The organism is Dolichospermum sp. UHCC 0406 (assembly GCF_009712025.1).
GTDB lineage: Bacteria > Cyanobacteriota > Cyanobacteriia > Cyanobacteriales > Nostocaceae > Dolichospermum > Dolichospermum lemmermannii.
On sequence record NZ_VILA01000019.1, the window covers coordinates 20,402 to 37,017 of the forward strand.

16 protein-coding genes are annotated in these 16,616 nt (G+C 38.7%); 9 read left to right on the plus strand and 7 right to left on the minus strand.

Features of this window, described 5'->3' with window-relative positions; all coding sequences use genetic code 11:
• Positions 1-158 precede the first annotated feature (158 nt).
• A complete protein-coding gene (locus tag FJR09_RS17450; protein WP_168653717.1) occupies positions 159-1,541 on the plus strand; it encodes an energy transducer TonB in 1,383 nt (460 codons plus the stop codon).
• A 167-nt stretch (positions 1,542-1,708) separates the two neighbouring features.
• On the opposite strand, the gene psbN is transcribed toward FJR09_RS17450, so the two are convergent.
• Positions 1,709-1,846 carry a photosystem II reaction center protein PsbN gene (psbN, locus tag FJR09_RS17455; RefSeq protein WP_015083402.1) on the minus strand — a complete coding sequence of 46 codons (138 nt, stop codon included), beginning with the start codon at positions 1,844-1,846 and terminating at the stop codon, positions 1,709-1,711.
• A gap of 214 nt (positions 1,847-2,060) precedes the next feature.
• On the opposite strand from psbN, the gene FJR09_RS17460 reads away from it, so the two are divergent.
• A complete protein-coding gene (locus FJR09_RS17460; RefSeq protein ID WP_015083401.1) occupies positions 2,061-3,389 on the plus strand; it encodes an adenylosuccinate synthase in 1,329 nt (442 codons plus the stop codon).
• Positions 3,390-3,488: 99 nt separating this feature from the next.
• Positions 3,489-3,788 (plus strand): 50S ribosomal protein L25, encoded by a 300-nt coding sequence (gene rplY / locus FJR09_RS17465; protein WP_015083400.1) that lies wholly within the window; start codon positions 3,489-3,491, stop codon positions 3,786-3,788.
• Here rplY and FJR09_RS17470 read toward each other — a convergent pair.
• From FJR09_RS17470 to FJR09_RS17480, 3 genes are read right to left on the minus strand one after another with little or no spacing between them, the layout of a single operon-like run.
• A complete protein-coding gene (locus FJR09_RS17470) occupies positions 3,778-3,942 on the minus strand; it encodes a hypothetical protein (protein WP_168654141.1) in 165 nt (54 codons plus the stop codon). The two genes, rplY and FJR09_RS17470, sit on opposite strands and share 11 nt — an antisense overlap.
• Positions 3,876-4,055 carry a hypothetical protein gene (locus tag FJR09_RS17475; protein WP_168654142.1) on the minus strand — a complete coding sequence of 60 codons (180 nt, stop codon included), beginning with the start codon at positions 4,053-4,055 and terminating at the stop codon, positions 3,876-3,878. Before FJR09_RS17475 ends, FJR09_RS17470 begins: the two co-directional genes overlap by 67 nt.
• Positions 4,000-4,143 (minus strand): hypothetical protein, encoded by a 144-nt coding sequence (locus FJR09_RS17480; RefSeq protein ID WP_174783331.1) that lies wholly within the window; start codon positions 4,141-4,143, stop codon positions 4,000-4,002. The genes FJR09_RS17475 and FJR09_RS17480 overlap by 56 nt, the downstream gene beginning before the upstream one ends.
• A 78-nt stretch (positions 4,144-4,221) precedes the next feature.
• On the opposite strand from FJR09_RS17480, the gene FJR09_RS17485 reads away from it, so the two are divergent.
• The 5 genes from FJR09_RS17485 to FJR09_RS17505 all read left to right on the plus strand — a co-directional run bounded on the left by FJR09_RS17485 (position 4,222) and on the right by FJR09_RS17505 (position 8,841).
• Positions 4,222-5,760: an AAA family ATPase gene (locus FJR09_RS17485; protein WP_015083399.1), complete on the plus strand. Its 1,539-nt coding sequence runs from the start codon at positions 4,222-4,224 to the stop codon at positions 5,758-5,760.
• A gap of 298 nt (positions 5,761-6,058) precedes the next feature.
• Entirely contained in the window at positions 6,059-6,571 is a 513-nt protein-coding gene (locus tag FJR09_RS17490; protein ID WP_168631938.1) for a hypothetical protein, read from the plus strand.
• A gap of 17 nt (positions 6,572-6,588) precedes the next feature.
• Entirely contained in the window at positions 6,589-7,380 is a 792-nt protein-coding gene (locus FJR09_RS17495) for a YdcF family protein (RefSeq protein ID WP_168651109.1), read from the plus strand.
• Between the two features lie 71 nt (positions 7,381-7,451).
• Complete coding sequence (locus tag FJR09_RS17500) at positions 7,452-8,195, plus strand: Uma2 family endonuclease (protein WP_168653837.1); 744 nt, start codon at positions 7,452-7,454, stop codon at positions 8,193-8,195.
• Positions 8,196-8,274: 79 nt separating this feature from the next.
• On the plus strand, positions 8,275-8,841 hold the full coding sequence (locus FJR09_RS17505; protein ID WP_168651110.1) for a Uma2 family endonuclease: 567 nt from the start codon (positions 8,275-8,277) through the stop codon (positions 8,839-8,841).
• Positions 8,842-8,846: 5 nt separating this feature from the next.
• On the opposite strand, the gene FJR09_RS17510 is transcribed toward FJR09_RS17505, so the two are convergent.
• The 3 genes from FJR09_RS17510 to metH form a co-directional block, all read right to left on the minus strand.
• Positions 8,847-9,089, minus strand: coding sequence for a DUF4351 domain-containing protein (locus tag FJR09_RS17510; RefSeq protein WP_168651111.1), 243 nt, complete (start codon positions 9,087-9,089; stop codon positions 8,847-8,849).
• A gap of 17 nt (positions 9,090-9,106) precedes the next feature.
• A complete protein-coding gene (locus FJR09_RS17515; RefSeq protein WP_168653836.1) occupies positions 9,107-11,788 on the minus strand; it encodes a DNA methyltransferase in 2,682 nt (893 codons plus the stop codon).
• 297 nt (positions 11,789-12,085) lie between these two features.
• Positions 12,086-15,619 carry a methionine synthase gene (gene metH / locus FJR09_RS17520; protein WP_168653835.1) on the minus strand — a complete coding sequence of 1,178 codons (3,534 nt, stop codon included), beginning with the start codon at positions 15,617-15,619 and terminating at the stop codon, positions 12,086-12,088.
• A 220-nt stretch (positions 15,620-15,839) separates the two neighbouring features.
• Here metH and purC point away from each other — a divergent pair, with 220 nt between their 5' ends.
• Positions 15,840-16,583: a phosphoribosylaminoimidazolesuccinocarboxamide synthase gene (gene purC, locus FJR09_RS17525; protein ID WP_015083391.1), complete on the plus strand. Its 744-nt coding sequence runs from the start codon at positions 15,840-15,842 to the stop codon at positions 16,581-16,583.
• Positions 16,584-16,616 lie beyond the last annotated feature (33 nt).

Below are 16,616 nucleotides of genomic sequence, written 5' to 3' on the forward strand. Positions count from 1 at the left end.
AATATCTTAATATTTTCATAAATTCTCCATTCCATGAATAAAATAAATTAATTATTCCCTGCCTAAATAGAAAAATTCATAAAAGCATAGATGTTGTTGATATCATCTTTTACTGGATTCTAAATCAAGAAAATAATTATCATAAATAGTCAGAAAATATGGAGTTTTCAAGTGTCACTATAGAACAGCGCGAAAAAGAAGCTGAAGCATTAAAGACTTTTCTTTTCTTTAGTCTAATTGGTTCATTGGTATTACATATTGGGATACTAGCTTTAGCTATTAACAAATTTTTTCTCAAATTCCCTGAAGTTAGAGAAGAACCCATTGAAGTGACAATTCTGGAAACAATACCCCAGGAAGTAAACCAACTACCAGTAGAGATAAAATCCCTAGCAAAAACAAATTCCGGTGGTGGTGGTGGAAATAAAGGTGGCGGAATTTCTACACCAACAGAAACAGCCCTGAATATGATTAAGTCTTCTGTCGCACCCATAACCAAACAGGCTCAACTAAAAATCACTACTAACCTTATCAGTAAACAATCCCAAACACTTACAAATCGTGAACCAGCGAAAATATTAACTCCTGTACAAACTAACCCAATAGAAAACACAACTCCTGAACCTGCGACAACACCACCCCCAGTAGAAACAAAACCAATACAAAAATTAGATGAAAACGCAAATACCCTAGCGTCTACTCAACCCCAAGTGCAGACAAAACCCACAAAAATCACACCATTAAAGTCAGAAACTCAACCTAATGCTAGTTCCAACAATATCCCTAGCAACTCCACCGCTTCCACACAGTTACCGCAGAATAAAAATATTTTAGGCAATTTAGGCGATCGCTCAAGAAATAGTTTAGGTACTGAAAACGGTACTGGTTCAGGTACTGGTGTTGGTAATGGAATTGGAAATAGTACAGGTAATGGTACTGGTAATGGTACTGGTAATGAAAGTGGGAATAAACCAAAATCAGAAAATACACCAATAGCTACCGCACCGAAACCTCCCATAGAAAATAATTCTAAACTGAATCGTGCGGATTGTATCCAGTGTCAAATTAAGTACCCAGATAGAGCCAGACAGCGTGGCATAGAAGGAAATGCAGAAGTTGCTATTGATACTGATAGCCAGGGTAATGTTACGCGAGTTCGGTTAGTCCGTTCCAGTGGTGATAGCGAACTAGATCAAGCCGCTCAACAAGCTGCACAAGAGTGGAAATTAACACCCACAGCAGAGGGAAGAGAAGGGGTAAGAGCCTCAGTTAACTTTGCCATTAAAGGATCACAGCGTCACCGTAAACTTCAAGAACGGCAAATACAAAAACAAAGAGCAACCACCAAAAAAACCCCTGAAAAAGCGACTTCTACCTCTACTCCTATCGAATCTCCTCAATATAATCAACAAAAAATAACTCCTATTATTACTGATATTCCCTCCGAAAATACAACTAAACAGAAAGAAGAATCTGCACCTTCTGAGAGTCAACAGATCTCACCACCAGCATCTGCAACTACATCACCTACTGAGTCTTAGAGGATGTATCTCAAGAAAATTTGATAGTAAATTTGTTTCTACAAGAATCAATAGGAAATCGGTAGATCTTCAAAGTATAGATATGGGAGGGATAATTCATGAATTACCCCATCTGACTAGAATGTAGGGTGGACAATGCCAACCATCATGTTAAATTAATAGATCTGTTAATCTTCGTGATCATCAAACGGATCATCTAATTCCTGGCTTGGGGGTCCAAAAGATGTGTAAATTGCCATACCAGTAATAGCAACTAACGCCGCACAAAAGGAAATTCCAAGCACCGTAGCGGGTTCTAAGTCCATAAATTTAGATACATATTATCACAGCGATATTTATAGAATATTACAAAATTTAACTTATCGCACATTACATAGTTAAAGCATGATCATCTCACCCTCGTAAATTGGCCAAGGTATTGATACTCCGTAAATAATGTTATGCCCAATTTATTGACAAAACATTAAAAATATGTTAATAATGGATCTTTGTGGAAACTTTACCCTTTAATATAATCTCTTGGCTAACGTCATTGTCATAGGTGCCCAGTGGGGCGATGAAGGAAAAGGTAAAATAACTGACTTACTCAGCCGCTCCGCAGACGTGGTGGTACGTTACCAAGGGGGAGTGAACGCTGGGCATACAATCGTAGTCCAAGGTCAGACGTTTAAGCTGCACTTAATCCCCTCTGGTATTTTGTATCCAAAAACCGAGTGTATCATTGGCTGTGGAACAGTCATCGATCCGCAAGTCTTGATTAAAGAACTCGAACAACTAGAAGAATTAAATATTTCCACGGCTAATCTGTTGATATCTCAGACGGCTCATGTCACCATGCCCTATCATCGCATGATTGACAAGGCATCAGAGGAAGTACGGGGAAATCATAAAATCGGGACAACAGGTAGAGGTATTGGTCCTACTTACGCCGATAAATCTGAGCGGATAGGCATCAGGATGTTAGACTTGATGGACACCGACGGACTCCGTGAGCAGTTAAAGTGGACGATAAACTATAAAAATACCATTTTAGAAAAGCTGTATAATCTGCCACCTCTCAATCCAGAAGAAGTGATTGAGGAGTATTTAGGTTATGCGGAACGCTTGCGTCCTTTCGTCGTTGATACATCGTTGAAAATCTACGATGCGGTTTTACGACGACGGAATATTTTGTTTGAAGGCGCACAAGGGACATTACTTGACCTAGATCACGGAACTTATCCCTATGTCACATCCTCCAACCCAGTCGCTGGGGGGGCTTGTGTGGGGAGTGGACTAGGACCAACAATGATAGATCGGGTAATTGGTGTATCCAAAGCCTACACGACAAGAGTGGGAGAAGGTCCTTTCCCCACGGAACTAGATGACGAAATTGGTGACTTGTTAGGCGATCGCGGTGCAGAATTTGGCACAACTACAGGGCGTAAACGTCGTTGTGGTTGGTTTGATGCGGTTATTGGTCGTTATGCGGTTCGCATTAACGGCATGGATTGTATGGCACTTACCAAACTTGATGTTCTCGATGAACTAGAGGAAATCAATGTTTGTGTGGCTTATGAAATTGATGGTGAACGCTGCGAACACTTCCCCACCAGCGCTCGTCTTTTCGCCCGTTGTCGTCCCATTTACAAAACTGTACCAGGATGGCAAGTGTCAACAAGTCACTGTCGTACCCTGGAAGAGTTACCACAAAAAGCACTGGACTATCTGAAATTCTTGGCAGAATTAATGGAAGTGCCGATTGCAATTGTTTCCTTGGGAGCAAGTCGTGATCAAACTATCATTGTTGAAGATCCTATTCACGGTCCCAAACGCGCACTGTTACAACCTAACAGTACACCAGTTTAGTCATTGGTCATTGGTCATTGGTCATTGGCAAAATAACTGACAACTGACAACTGACAACTGACAACTAACAACTCACAACTTAACAACTTAACAACTTATATGGCAATCACACTCGAATCTAAAACCCGCCCAGAAGGTAGCAAACCCAGAGCTTTGCGCCGTTCTGGATTAATTCCCGCCAACTTGTATGGTCACAACGGGATTGAATCAATTTCTCTAGTTCTTGACGCTAAAGTTGTAGAACGTTTGCTCAAGCAAGTTATTCCTAATAAAACCCAAGTGGAACTCAGCATTGCTGAATTAGAGTGGACTGGTACAACCGTGCTTCGTGAAGTTCAGATTCACCCAGCCAAAGGCACACCTTACCACATCAGTTTTTTTGCTGGTGCTAAAGGCTAAAATTCAGGTAATAATAACGAAGAGAACCAGGGTTAGCCCTGGTTTTTTTGTGGGAAAAAGGCAAGAGTATCAAAATCCCTCTTACCATTAACCACTGTACGGGCGAAGCATTTGGAGAACTATTTTTGGCAATGACCGATAATTTATCTTCCAAATGCTTCGCTGTACGGGCGAAGCATTTGGAGAACTATTTTTGGCAATGACCGATAATTTATCTTCCCAATGCTTCGCCCCTACTAACAACTGACAACTGTACGGGCGAAGCATTTGGAGAACTATTTTTGGCAATGACCGATAATTTATCTTCCCAATGCTTCGCCCCTACTAACAACTGACAACTGTACGGGCGAAGCATTTGGAGAACTATTTTTGGCAATGACCGATAATTTATCTTCCCAATGCTTCGCCCCTACTAACAACTAACAACGAACCAATGACACAAACCAATCTCCCAAATTTAATTTCACAAATGTTACAACCAGGATTTTATCCTCATTCTGTAACAGAACCAATTCAATTAATTCAAACTCATATTTCCTATGTCCTCCTCACAGGAGATTATGCTTACAAACTGAAAAAACCAGCCAACTTTGGTTTTTTAGACTTTTCCACCTTAGAAAAACGACAACATTTTTGTCAAGAAGAATTGCGCTTAAATCAACGTGGTGCAGGTGAATTATATTTAGAAGTTCTACCCCTAACTTTAGTTGGTGAACAATACCATTTAGGGGGAACAGGAGAAGTTGTAGAATATGCAGTAAAGATGCGTCAATTTCCCCAAGAAGCCCTTTTTAGTGAACTTTTTGCCAGTGGAAATTTGCAAGAAAGTCATTTGGAAGAATTGGGAAGAGTTGTCGCTCAATATCATGCTGAATCAGTCACAAACGATTATATTCGTAGTTTTGGGGAAGTCTCACAAATACGATTAGCAATTGATGAGAATTATCAGCAAACTCAAAACTATATTGGTAGACCTCAGACACAAGAGCAGTTTGAGGCAACAAAACAATATACAGATAACTTCTTTGTCCAACATCCAGAACTATTTAAAAGCAGAATTGACAATAACTATATTTGTGAATGTCACGGCGATTTACACCTCAGAAATATAGCTCTTTGGCATGACAAAATTATGCTATTTGACTGCATAGAATTCAATGAGCCTTTCCGCTTTGTGGATGTTATGTATGACGTAGCATTTACAGTCATGGATATTGAAGCCAGAGGAAGAAAAGACTTAGGAAATGCTTTTTTAAATGCCTATGTAGAGCAAACTGGAGATTGGGAAGGTTTACAGGTATTACCTTTATATTTAAGCCGTCAGGCTTATGTGCGAGCTAAGGTAAATTCCTTTTTATTAGATGATCCTAACATCCCGGCTGCGGTAAAAGAAGAATCTGCAAAAACCGCATCTGCATATTATCGTCAAGCGTGGGAATATACTAAACCCCAACAGGGAAAACTGATTTTGATGTCGGGTTTATCTGGTGCTGGTAAAAGTACCACAGCTAAATATTTAGCCCGAAAACTCAATGCAGTTCATCTCCGTTCTGATGCTGTGCGTAAGCATTTAGCAGGAATTCCCCTCTTAGAAAAAGGTGGGGATGAAATCTACACACCAGAAATGACCCAAAAAACCTATAGCCGATTGTTAGCATTAGGAATTATACTGGCTAATCAAGGTTGGTCTGTAATTTTAGATGCCAAATATGATCGTCAGGATTTACGGGAAGCAGCTATTTCTCAAGCTACACAGCATCAATTACCTGTACATATTATCAACTGCACCGCACCGTTAGAAGTTGTCACAGAACGACTGCTGAACCGCACTGGTGATATTGCTGATGCAACTGCTGATTTATTAGCATCCCAAATCAAGCAATCTGAACCATTTACAAATCAAGAACAACCTTATATAACAGTTGTAGATACAACTCAACCGCTAGACACGCAATTATCAGAATTGATTTAATTTTCGTTTAGTAAGTTAGGATTTAGCATTGTTCGTAAGTGTCAAATTAACGTAAAATTCCTAGCCCGTCGGGGAATAAATTCCCTGTCTAATAGCTCAAGTCATCTAAAGATGACTAAAACAAACCAAAAATTTTTAGTGTACGTTAGTACACTTTTCTCGTTCCCATACTCTGTATGGGAATGAATTCTAAAAGGCTCTGCCTTTAATAACATTTGAGGCAGAGCCTCCATGATAGCATTCCCAGTCAGAGACTGGGAACGAGATATAATTATTCTTTCTCCTGACTCCTAATCTTATGGCACCAAAAAATAATCTGCTAGGCGATATTTTCTCTTCTTCACCTAACTTTCTTTCTCAACTGTTGTTTGGATTATTTTTATTTATTATCTCCAGAATTGCTCATGCTTCAGTTCCTCTGAGTCTATTCATAGCCATTATGGGTGGTGTTACTTTAGGGTGGTTCACATTTGCCAATGATAATAGTTCTGAACCTGCTACTGTCGCATCTAATGATGGTATTGATGCTGGATTAAAATATTGGTTGTTTTTTATGATGGGCTGCCTTTTCCTCGGTTATTCAGCCCCTGTGAGTATTGTGTTCGGTGCTATTGCTGGAGTTGGTGGTGGCTGGATAATTGGTTGGTGGCGCAGTGAGGAGGCGTTACAAACACAATTATCTGAGGAGATTGTGGAAGAAGTAAATCCAGAACAGCCGAGTGAGAGAAGTGCAAAAAGACGTAAAAGAAAACCTACTAAACGTTTCCGTCGGGAATCTGCAACTTTCAATTTTCGCTTTTGGGAAAAGTAATTAATAATTAACTAATTATGTTTTTATATTTATCTAAAATCCTACCACTATTTTTTTACCCTTTGGGATTGGCAAGTGTGAGTTTAATAGTGGCTTTAGTAACTTTACGAAAACGTCCCCGGATTGCGACTATAGCTATTTCTTTATCTTTAGCTTTATTGCTAATATGTAGTAATGCTTGGGTGGCTAAATCCTTGGTACGCAGCCTAGAATGGCAAAATATCCCTGCAACTCAAATCCCCAATGCTGAAGCCATTGTAGTCTTAGGTGGTGCAACTAAATCAGCAACTTGGCCACGGGTGACAGTAGATTTAAGTGAAGCAGGCGATCGCGTAATTTATGCCGCACAACTTTATTTTCAGAAAAAAGCCCCTATAATTATCCTTAGTGGTGGCCGGATTGATTGGCGCGGTAGTGGTTCGCCAGAATCAGCAGATATGGCAAATATTCTTACATCTATTGGTGTTCCAGCCACAGCAATTATTCAAGAACCTGATTCTTTCAATACTCATGATAATGCTGTCAATGTCCGTAAAATTCTTGAAGCTCGCCAAATCAAAAAAGTATTATTAATTACATCAGCAGCCCATATGCCGCGATCGCTCAAAATTTTTCACCGTCAAGGTATGGATGTCATTCCCACACCAACCGATTTTCTTGTTAGTCAAGGTGAATTTCAAGAACTTACCAGCACTCCAAAAGCCGCAATTCTCAATTTACTCCCTGATACTGAAAATTTAAACCAATTCACAAGTGCATTAAAAGAATATATTGGTACTTTTATTTATTGGTTACGAGGTTGGTTATGATAATTCATGAAATCAGAATTAATATTCCCAAGTATAATCAAATTAACTTTAAATAACAAGGAGTGGAAAAGATGTTGTTAGAATTAAAGCGCATCCATGTACCACCAGGACAAACAGTAATATTGCAAGATGTCACCTGGACAGAATTAGAAACTATTCTTGAAGAATTAGGAGAACATCGTGCAGCGCGAATTGCTTATGACAAAGGGATATTAGAAATTATAAATCCTTTAGCAGAACATCAATTTGATAAAGAAATTATTAGTGATTTAGTTAAGGCTTTATTGGAAGAATTAGATATTGAATTTAGATGTCTTGGTTCTACCACATTTAAAAATCAATTTATGGAGAAAGGGATAGAACCTGATCAATGTTTTTATATTAAAAATGAAGCTTTAATTCGAGGAAAAAAGCGATTAGATTTAACAATAGATCCTCCACCAGATTTAGCCTTAGAAATTGATATTACTTCCCGCACTCATGCAAATATTTATCAAGCCTTAAAAGTTCCAGAATTATGGCGTTTTGAGAATAGTAATTTAAGAATAAATATCTTACAAGATGGGAATTATCTAGAATCTCAGTCAAGTTTAAATTTTCCTAATTTACCTTTAATTGCAGTAATTCCCCAATATCTTCAACAAAGTAAAACCGCAGGGAGAAATGCGACACTTAAAGCCTTTAGAAATTGGGTAAAACAGCAACAGTTATCCTCTGAGTCTAAGAGGTTGTTTGAAAAGTATTATATCAAACCAGTAATCTCCAAAAACCTAACCCCCCTACCCCCCTTCCCTGCAAGGGAATGGGGGTTTTAAAGCCTCTCCCCTTGCAGGGGAGAGGTTTGGAGAGGGGTCAGTCTATACATTCAAAACTTTTCAAACACCCTCTAAATAAATGACAACAACATTTCTGGCAAAAATCATTACCATAGAAGAATTCTTAAAACTGGGTTTTATTGATGAGTCACCACCATGGGAATATATTAACACAGAAGCAATTCAAAAACCTATGGGCGGAGGTAAACACAGTTTATTACAAAAAAGATTAGTTGCAGTAATTGACACAGCAACAAGTGATTATGAAGCATTTCCAGCACTGCGGTGTAGCTGTGGTAATCGTTCCGTAGTTCCTGATATTGCAGTTATTGATAATAATCAAATACCATTAGATGAAAGCGGTGATATTATTAGCAGTGGGATTAATTTTGCACCAGATTGGGTAATTGAAATTCTGTCACCGGCTCAAAGTCAAACCAAGGTAACTGGCAATATTTTACATTGTATTAAACATGGTACTAAACTTGGATGGTTACTTGATCCAAGTGAGCGTTCAATTTTAGTTTATCAGCCTCATAGTTTACCAGATTTATTAATTGGAACAGATATATTACCAGTTTTAGAAGGAGTGAATTTAATCATCACAGTTGAGGAAGTATTTGCTTGGTTGCAAAGGAAAAAGTGATATATTTAACCCTCAAAAATAACTTGATTATTCAACCAAACAACCAAATCAGCTTTGCTGGTAAAATCTAACAACGCTAAACCTAAATTCTCCAAATCTTCCACAGACAACTTATTAATTTTTACTTGCAAATCCTGACTAACTCCACCTATACGCCGTTCAAGTAGACGCATGACGAGATTGAAAATTACCTCATAACGAACTTCTTGATAATATCTTGTATTTTTTAAATCACTAATACTAAACATTCTTGCTAACTCCTAGTTTAATTGGGTGCATATAGTCCAACAATTTTGATTCCCTGTTTTTGTTTTTCTGCTAGTTCTAAATTCAATGTCAGCAGTTTTTCTAATATGTCATCTTCTGGGGTGAATTTATAAGCGTCCATTACCAGTTTATCTAATTGTTGATGGAGTTTATAAAGTTGACTGCTGGGTTCGTTGAAGAATTTATTATATAATGTGGTGATTCCCCATTGTTTTGTTTCCATTTGTTGAGTTCGATATTGATGGAGTTCTTCGGCTTTGGTGCGGATTTTTTCTACTATTTTTATATCTGCTGTTTGCGGAAATGGGAAGGTTTCAAAACAGGTTGTATTAGTGTAGCGAGTGTCACCTTTTAAAGTTGAACTTTGCGCTTTTACCCACATTCGATGTAAATTAGATGTGAGAATCCCCAAAATATAAAAATCATCTGAAGCAATTACCATATTAGCTTCACAAGGTAAAATAGAAACATCCACAGGTGTAAAAATCACCCACTTAGCAATTTTTGGTAAAGCGAAATAATAAGATAGAGAAGACATTGCTTGTCTCATAGCTGGTCTTTTTTCACCAAATTTCCACCAATTAATTCTTCTTGCGTCTCTACGGTTTTGATCTCTTTCTGGTTTGACTTTTTCCTGTACACGATGAAAAGGTAATTGATATTCACTTGCTTCTTCTATGGATAAATCATTAAAATCAATTACCCAATCTAATGTTAAACAGGGATTAATTAAAGTTTTACCATCAATCATGGGTTTTAAAACATCTACATTTTTAGAGTCAATTTTTATCCATTCTCTAGCTTCTTTTTCAGATATAATAAATCCTTTACCAGATAATTCACAAGATTGAAAAGAAAAGTTTTTATTGGCTTTTAAAATTTCAGCTTTATTGACTGATATCTCACTTTTTAAAGAAGAGGTAATAAACGGAACTTCAACACTATCTAAAAAGTTTTGTTTTTGTTTTTCTTTTGTCCAATTAGCAATACTCACATGAACCGCAGCATCTCCAGACCAAGTTTGAGTAGAAATTGCATCATGAATAATTCCACCTTTACTAACAATATAATCTAAACTGGCTTTTCTCCCAGAAACCTGAGCAATAGAATTTGTACCGACTAATCCTGCTCTACCTTTATTATCTAATAAATCAGCAGCTTTTCTAAACCAAAATACACAAAAATCTGGCTGTCCTTTAACATCTGGAAAAGCTTTATATAGCTTCTCTGCATATTCATCTCCTAATTCTATTCGTAGTTTTTTACCACCTAAAAATGGCGGATTTCCAATAATAGCATTTGCTTTTGGCCATTCACGAAATAAAGCATCTTGACAAACAATATTATTATCTAAAGTATCTAAAGGTAAAGCAGGTTCAGTTAACTGTAAATTATCAATAGCAATTTTTCGCGCTATCGTCAAAGTCACCCTTGCTAACTCTACCGCAAAAGGGTTTGTATCTATGCCATAAAATTGTAATGGTGTTACTAAACCCATTTGCATTTGTTTATCTTTTGATTTACTCAAAGATTGGATTTTTGCTAATAACAATGTTTCAATTCTTTTTAATTCCTGATATGCTATATAAAGAAAATTACCAGAACCACAAGCAGGATCTAAAACTCGATAACTTTGTAATTCTATTTGCAGTGATGAAAGTTCTTTAACTGTATTTGCTGATTCTATCCTATCTTCCCAATAACGGCTAATGGTGGGGCGGACAATTTTCATAATATCCACTTCGGAAGTATAATGAATTCCCCTCGCGTGACGTTCTTTTTTATCTACTGTTCCTTCAAATAAATTACCAAAAATAGCCGGACGGACTTTACTCCAATTTTCTCGCGCTGATACATCTAAAAAATTTAATTCTTCTCTGGTTAATTCAATTGCATGAATTTGGGAAAATAAACCGCCATTAAAATAATCTACACCTTGATAACGTCCTGCGGGGGTAATTCCCGGTTGATTCATTTCTCGAAATAAACCACCTAAAACATCATAGGAACTTGCACCATTCATACAATCTTGAACACAAGAAATGAACATATCACGGGGTAAAAGTTGTCTATCTTCCGCAAACATTGCTAAAACACATTGTAAAATAAATCTCTGTCCTATTAACTTTTCAATTCCCCTACTTTCTAACTCTAATAATAATTCTCCCATACGTCGGGCGGCGCGTTCTGTCACTTGTACCTGGTTATTTTGGAATACAGGGGTTTTTTGCCCTAATTCCATAAATACCAATGCTCCTGCGCGGTCTGGCAGTTGTTCCAGGGTAATTTTATCTACAGGTGTATATAATTGAATATTAAAATCAAAGATCCAAAATTCATCAAAGTTGCATAAAATCACATATTTAGGACGATTTGGGACTAACCGCATCCAATAATCAAAGGCTTGGGAATAATGTTTATTTAAGTCTTCTCCGCGTTTTTTCATTTCAATTAAAACGCGGGGTTTCCAAACTAAATCAGCAAAGCCTGTTTTTCCGGTTTTACTACTTTTCTTAATTGCTTCCTCATAAGTTGCACCAGCTTCTAAAGCACCTTCATGGCCAAAGGCACGAAAAAAGCGGTCGAGAAATGTTTGTGCTTCTTTGCGTTCCTGTCCGGTGATATGTTGGTTACAGAATTGTACGAATTTAGATAAACTTTCTGGTGTTGCTGATGTCATGAGAATAAAAAATATAAACCACCACTTTTAACTTTTAACTTTTGACTTAGAGGGTGTTTTAAAAGTATTAGATGAAACCGATAATCTCCAGAAACCTAACCCCCTTCCCTACCTCTCCCTAACCCTCTCCTACGAGGAGAGGGAAGCGGAAAAACTTTTGTTAGCTGGAATGGGGGTTTCAAAGCCTCTCCCCGCGTCGGGGAGAGGTTTGGAGAGGGGTTTATTTATACATTAAAAACTTTTCAAACAACCTCTTGTAAACTCCCCCTCCATTACAAAACGAAGGGGGATAAAACATTAAGCCGTGAAATACTTAGCCGCAGGGTGATAAGTAATAATCGCCGTTGTCGACTGTTCAGGATACAGTTGCTCACTTTCATCCATCTGCATCTTCATCCTATCAACCCCCAACAACTGCAACTGCTTAAACTGATCCTGAATATTCGGACAAGCAGGATAGCCGAAACTATACCGAGAACCTTGATAACGCTGCGCCAACATATCCCGAATATTATCCGGTTCAGAATCACCAAAACCTAACTCCCGGCGGATTCTAGCGTGAGTCCATTCAGCCAAAGCCTCAGCCACCTGTACAGCCATACCATGAAAATACAGATAGTCAGTGTATTTATTATCGGCAAATAGCTTTTGTCCAAACTCCGTTGCAACTTCCCCCACAGTCACCGCTTGCATAGGGAAAACATCAATAATTCCCGACTCCTTAGGTGCAAAAAAATCTGCAATACATAACCGATTAAAAGACCTCTGACGGGGAAACTCAAAACTAACTCTTACCTCCGCGTCCTCTGCGTCTCTGCGGTTCGTTTCATAAATCAACAAACTATTCCCCACAGACTGACAAGGAAAATAGCCATAAATCACTTGAGGATGTAATAAATTCTCCTCAATAATGCGCTGTTTCCACTCTTCCAAAACTGGATAAACCTTCTCACCTAAAAACGCCTGATATTCCTCCTTAGATTGTTCCTTGGGCTTGCGGAATTGCCATTGTCCAGCCACCAAAGCTTGCAAATCTAAATACCAGAATAACTCCTCCAAAGAAATATCATCAGGTTGTAAAAACTGCGTACCCCAAAAAGGTGGTTGTGGACGTTCAATATCTACCGCTACCGCTTCAGAACGACGGGTATCTTTTTCTTTTGGTTCAACAGGTGTTTTATCTTTAACAGGATTATCTACTGTTTCTTGATGTCCATTAGTTGATTCTTCAACTTCATCCAAAAATCCCTGGAAATTATCCCAATTACCTGCTGTTTTTGCAGGCATTAACTTATCCATAAAATGCAAATCAGAAAAAGCATCTTTGCCATAAATAACCTTACCTTTGTAAGTACCTTGGCAATCCTGATTCACAAATTTAGGAGTTAAAGCAGCACCACCTAAAATTACCGGGACAGTAATTCCTTTTTCATTAAAAGTTTGTAAATTCTCCTTCATGAAAGCGGTGGATTTTACTAACAATCCACTCATGGCAATACAATCAGGTTTGTGTTCTTCGTAAGCCTGAATGATGTTTTCTACAGATTGCTTAATTCCCAGGTTAATCACCTTATAACCATTGTTAGATAAAATGATATCTACCAGGTTTTTACCAATATCGTGAACATCACCTTTTACCGTCGCAATTACAAAAGTTCCCTTCGCATTATTCCCAGATTCCGACTTTTCCATAAACGGTTCTAAATAAGCAACCGCAGCTTTCATGGTTTCGGCAGATTGTAATACAAAAGGTAATTGCATTTGTCCAGACCCGAACAATTCACCAACAACTTTCATTCCGTCTAACAAGAAAGTATTGATGATTTGTAAAGGAGGATATTGTTCTAAAGCTTTTGTCAATTGGGTTTCTAAACCAATGCGTTCACCGTCAATAACATGACGTTTTAAACGTTCTTCAATGGGTAAACTGGCATCAATTCCCGTATTCCGTTTAGTTTTGACTCCGGCAAAAATTGTGGTTAATTCTCCCAAGGGGTCATAAACGCAGACATTACCATCAAATTTACGTTCATCATAAATTAACTGCCGACAAACTTCTTGATGTTGCGGTTCAATCTTAGCCAGAGGTAAAATTTTACTCGCGCTAACAATTGCTGCATCCATGCCCGCTTGCATAGCTTCATGCAAAAACATCGAGTTTAACACCATGCGCGAGGCGGGATTTAAGCCAAAGGAGATATTGGAAACGCCCAACATGACATGACATCCGGGCAATTCTTGGCGAATACGGCGAATTGATTCAATGGTAGCTTTACCATTTTCCCGATCTTCTTCAATCCCAGTAGAAATCGGTAGAGCTAAAGTATCAAAGAATATTTCTGTAGGCGCAATCCCATATTCTAAAGCTTGACGGTAAGCCCGTTGGGCAATTTGAAACTTTTTCTCTGCTGTCCGCGCCATACCATCTTCGTCAATTGTCCCAATAATGACACCAGCACCGTATTTTTTAGCTAATTCTAGCACTTTCAAAAATCGGTCTTCGCCATCTTCATAGTTGGTAGAATTGAGTAAACACTTACCACCAGCTACCTTTAACCCCGCTTCCATTTTTTCCCATTCGGTGGAATCCAGCATTAAAGGTAAAGTTACATTATTGACAACACGAGAAACTAACTCGTGCATATCACGTACGCCGTCACGTCCCACATAATCAACGTTAATATCAAGGATGTGTGCGCCTTCTTTTACCTGACTCCGCGCCATTGAGACTAAACCATCCCAGTCTTCAGCGTTGAGTAAATCACGGCATTTTTTAGAACCACTGGCGTTAAGACGTTCACCGATAATCAAGAAAGAATTTTCTTGTTCATAGGGTTGAGTCGTATAAATTGATGCGGCTGATGGTTCTAAAATTGGTTGTCTAACTTTTGGTTTTAACTCGTGAGCAATTTCCGCCAATTGTTGAATATGTGCTGGTCGTGTCCCACAGCAACCCCCAATCACTTGGACACCCAAATCTTCGATGAAGTGCATTAACGCCATGCGTAATTCTATGGGCGTAAGTTTGTAATGTGCTTGACCGCCAACGTTTTCCGGTAAACCCGCATTAGGAATACAGGAAACTACGAATGGGGAATGTTCTGATAAATACTTGATATGTGGTTTCATCAAGTCGGGACCAGTGGCGCAATTTAAGCCGAGAATATCAATGGGGTAAGATTCGAGGATAGTAACTACGGCGTTGATTTCTGTCCCTACCAGCATTGTTCCCATGCTTTCCATAGTTACAGACACCATTAAGGCTCTTCTTTCGCCTTTTTTGGCAAAAACTTCCTCAATCCCATTTAATGCGGCTTTAATTTGCAGCACGTCTTGGCAGGTTTCTACGAGGAATAAATCCACACCACCATCAAATAAGGCTTCTGCTTGTTCAGCAAAAGAGGCTTTCATGGTGTCAAAATCAATATGTCCCAAAGTCGGAAGTTTGGTGGTTGGACCAATAGAACCAGCTACAAATCGGGGTTTTTCCGGGGTGGAAAATTCCGCAGCTACACTTTTGGCAAGTTCGGCGGCTTTCTTCGTGAGATAGTAAGCTTGGTCTGCTAAGTCATATTCTGCTAAAACTATGGACATAGAGCCAAAGGTATCAGTTTCAATGACATCAGCCCCAGCAGCGAGAAAATCACGGTGAACCTTGGCGACGGCTTCGGGTTTGGTGTGGACTAGATACTCGTTACAGCCTTCATATTGTGCGCCTCCAAAATCTTCAGCGGTAAGATTTTGGGTTTGCAGGTTTGTACCCATTGCACCGTCAAAGACGATAACGGGACGTTCGGGACTATGTAGGTGTTTGAGAAAGGGATGGGTCATAATTGTGTGAAAAAATAGAGTTATTTTTGTAATACTAGACTTAATTTACAGCAGGAGTCAGAAGTCAGGAGTCAGGAGTCAGGAGGAAGAAAATTATTTACCAATTACCAATTACCTGTTCCCTGTTCCCTGTTCCCTGTTCCCTGTTCCCTGTTCCCTACTTAAAATAGTGAAACTTTCAGATTTAAGCAGTCCATTACCGAAAACAGTATCTACTACCATGTCTGTTAATTCTAAACTCTACGAAGGCAAAGCCAAAATTCTTTACGCAACAGATGATCCAGAGATTTTGTTGGCTGATTTTAAAGACGATGCTACAGCCTTTAATGCTCAAAAACGGGGCAGCATTCAAAACAAGGGCATGATTAACTGTAGTATTTCTAGTCAACTGTTCCAACAATTGGCAAAACAGGGGATTAAAACTCATTTTATTGATAGTCCAGCCCCCAATTTGATGAGAGTCAAAGCTGTAAAAATTATCCCCTTAGAAGTGGTGGTAAGAAATATTGCGGCTGGTAGCCTGTGTCAACAAACTGGGTTAGCACTAGGGACTGTGTTATCACGGCCTTTGGTGGAATTTTATTATAAAGATGATAATCTAGGTGATCCTTTACTGACAAGCGATCGCTTATTTCTCCTAGAATTAGCCACACCGGAACAAGTTGCTCAAATTACTCATCTTGCATTGGAAATCAACGAATTTCTGAAGCAGTTTTGGGAAAAATGCCAAATTACCTTAGTGGACTTTAAACTTGAATTTGGCGTGGATTCACAACAGCAAGTGCTTTTAGCCGACGAAATTAGTCCCGATACCTGTCGTTTATGGGACATAGCCGAAACCGATACTAACCGCCGCATTATGGATAAAGACCGTTTTCGTCGGGACTTAGGAAACGTAGAAAATGCCTATCAGGAGGTTTTGCAGAGAGTATTAAAAGTAGTAGAAAGCTCCAAAGCCGAGTAAGTAAATTTTCCAGTGATTAACAATAATGGTGTG

Bases quoted from the DNA above. Each gene is read 5' to 3' on its own strand.
- purC (WP_015083391.1), top strand. From the start codon at position 15,840: ATGTCTGTTAATTCTAAACTCTACGAAGGCAAAGCCAAAATTCTTTAC.
- FJR09_RS17485 (WP_015083399.1), top strand. From the start codon at position 4,222: ATGACACAAACCAATCTCCCAAATTTAATTTCACAAATGTTACAACCA.
- FJR09_RS17495 (WP_168651109.1), top strand. From the start codon at position 6,589: ATGTTTTTATATTTATCTAAAATCCTACCACTATTTTTTTACCCTTTG.
- FJR09_RS17515 (WP_168653836.1), bottom strand. From the start codon at position 11,788: ATGACATCAGCAACACCAGAAAGTTTATCTAAATTCGTACAATTCTGT.
- FJR09_RS17505 (WP_168651110.1), top strand. From the start codon at position 8,275: ATGACAACAACATTTCTGGCAAAAATCATTACCATAGAAGAATTCTTA.
- FJR09_RS17450 (WP_168653717.1), top strand. From the start codon at position 159: ATGGAGTTTTCAAGTGTCACTATAGAACAGCGCGAAAAAGAAGCTGAA.
- FJR09_RS17475 (WP_168654142.1), bottom strand. From the start codon at position 4,055: ATGCTTCGCCCGTACAGTTGTCAGTTGTTAGTAGGGGCGAAGCATTGG.
- FJR09_RS17490 (WP_168631938.1), top strand. From the start codon at position 6,059: ATGGCACCAAAAAATAATCTGCTAGGCGATATTTTCTCTTCTTCACCT.
- psbN (WP_015083402.1), bottom strand. From the start codon at position 1,846: ATGGACTTAGAACCCGCTACGGTGCTTGGAATTTCCTTTTGTGCGGCG.
- FJR09_RS17480 (WP_174783331.1), bottom strand. From the start codon at position 4,143: ATGCTTCGCCCGTACAGTTGTCAGTTGTTAGTAGGGGCGAAGCATTGG.
- FJR09_RS17500 (WP_168653837.1), top strand. From the start codon at position 7,452: ATGTTGTTAGAATTAAAGCGCATCCATGTACCACCAGGACAAACAGTA.
- rplY (WP_015083400.1), top strand. From the start codon at position 3,489: ATGGCAATCACACTCGAATCTAAAACCCGCCCAGAAGGTAGCAAACCC.
- metH (WP_168653835.1), bottom strand. From the start codon at position 15,619: ATGACCCATCCCTTTCTCAAACACCTACATAGTCCCGAACGTCCCGTT.
- FJR09_RS17510 (WP_168651111.1), bottom strand. From the start codon at position 9,089: ATGTTTAGTATTAGTGATTTAAAAAATACAAGATATTATCAAGAAGTT.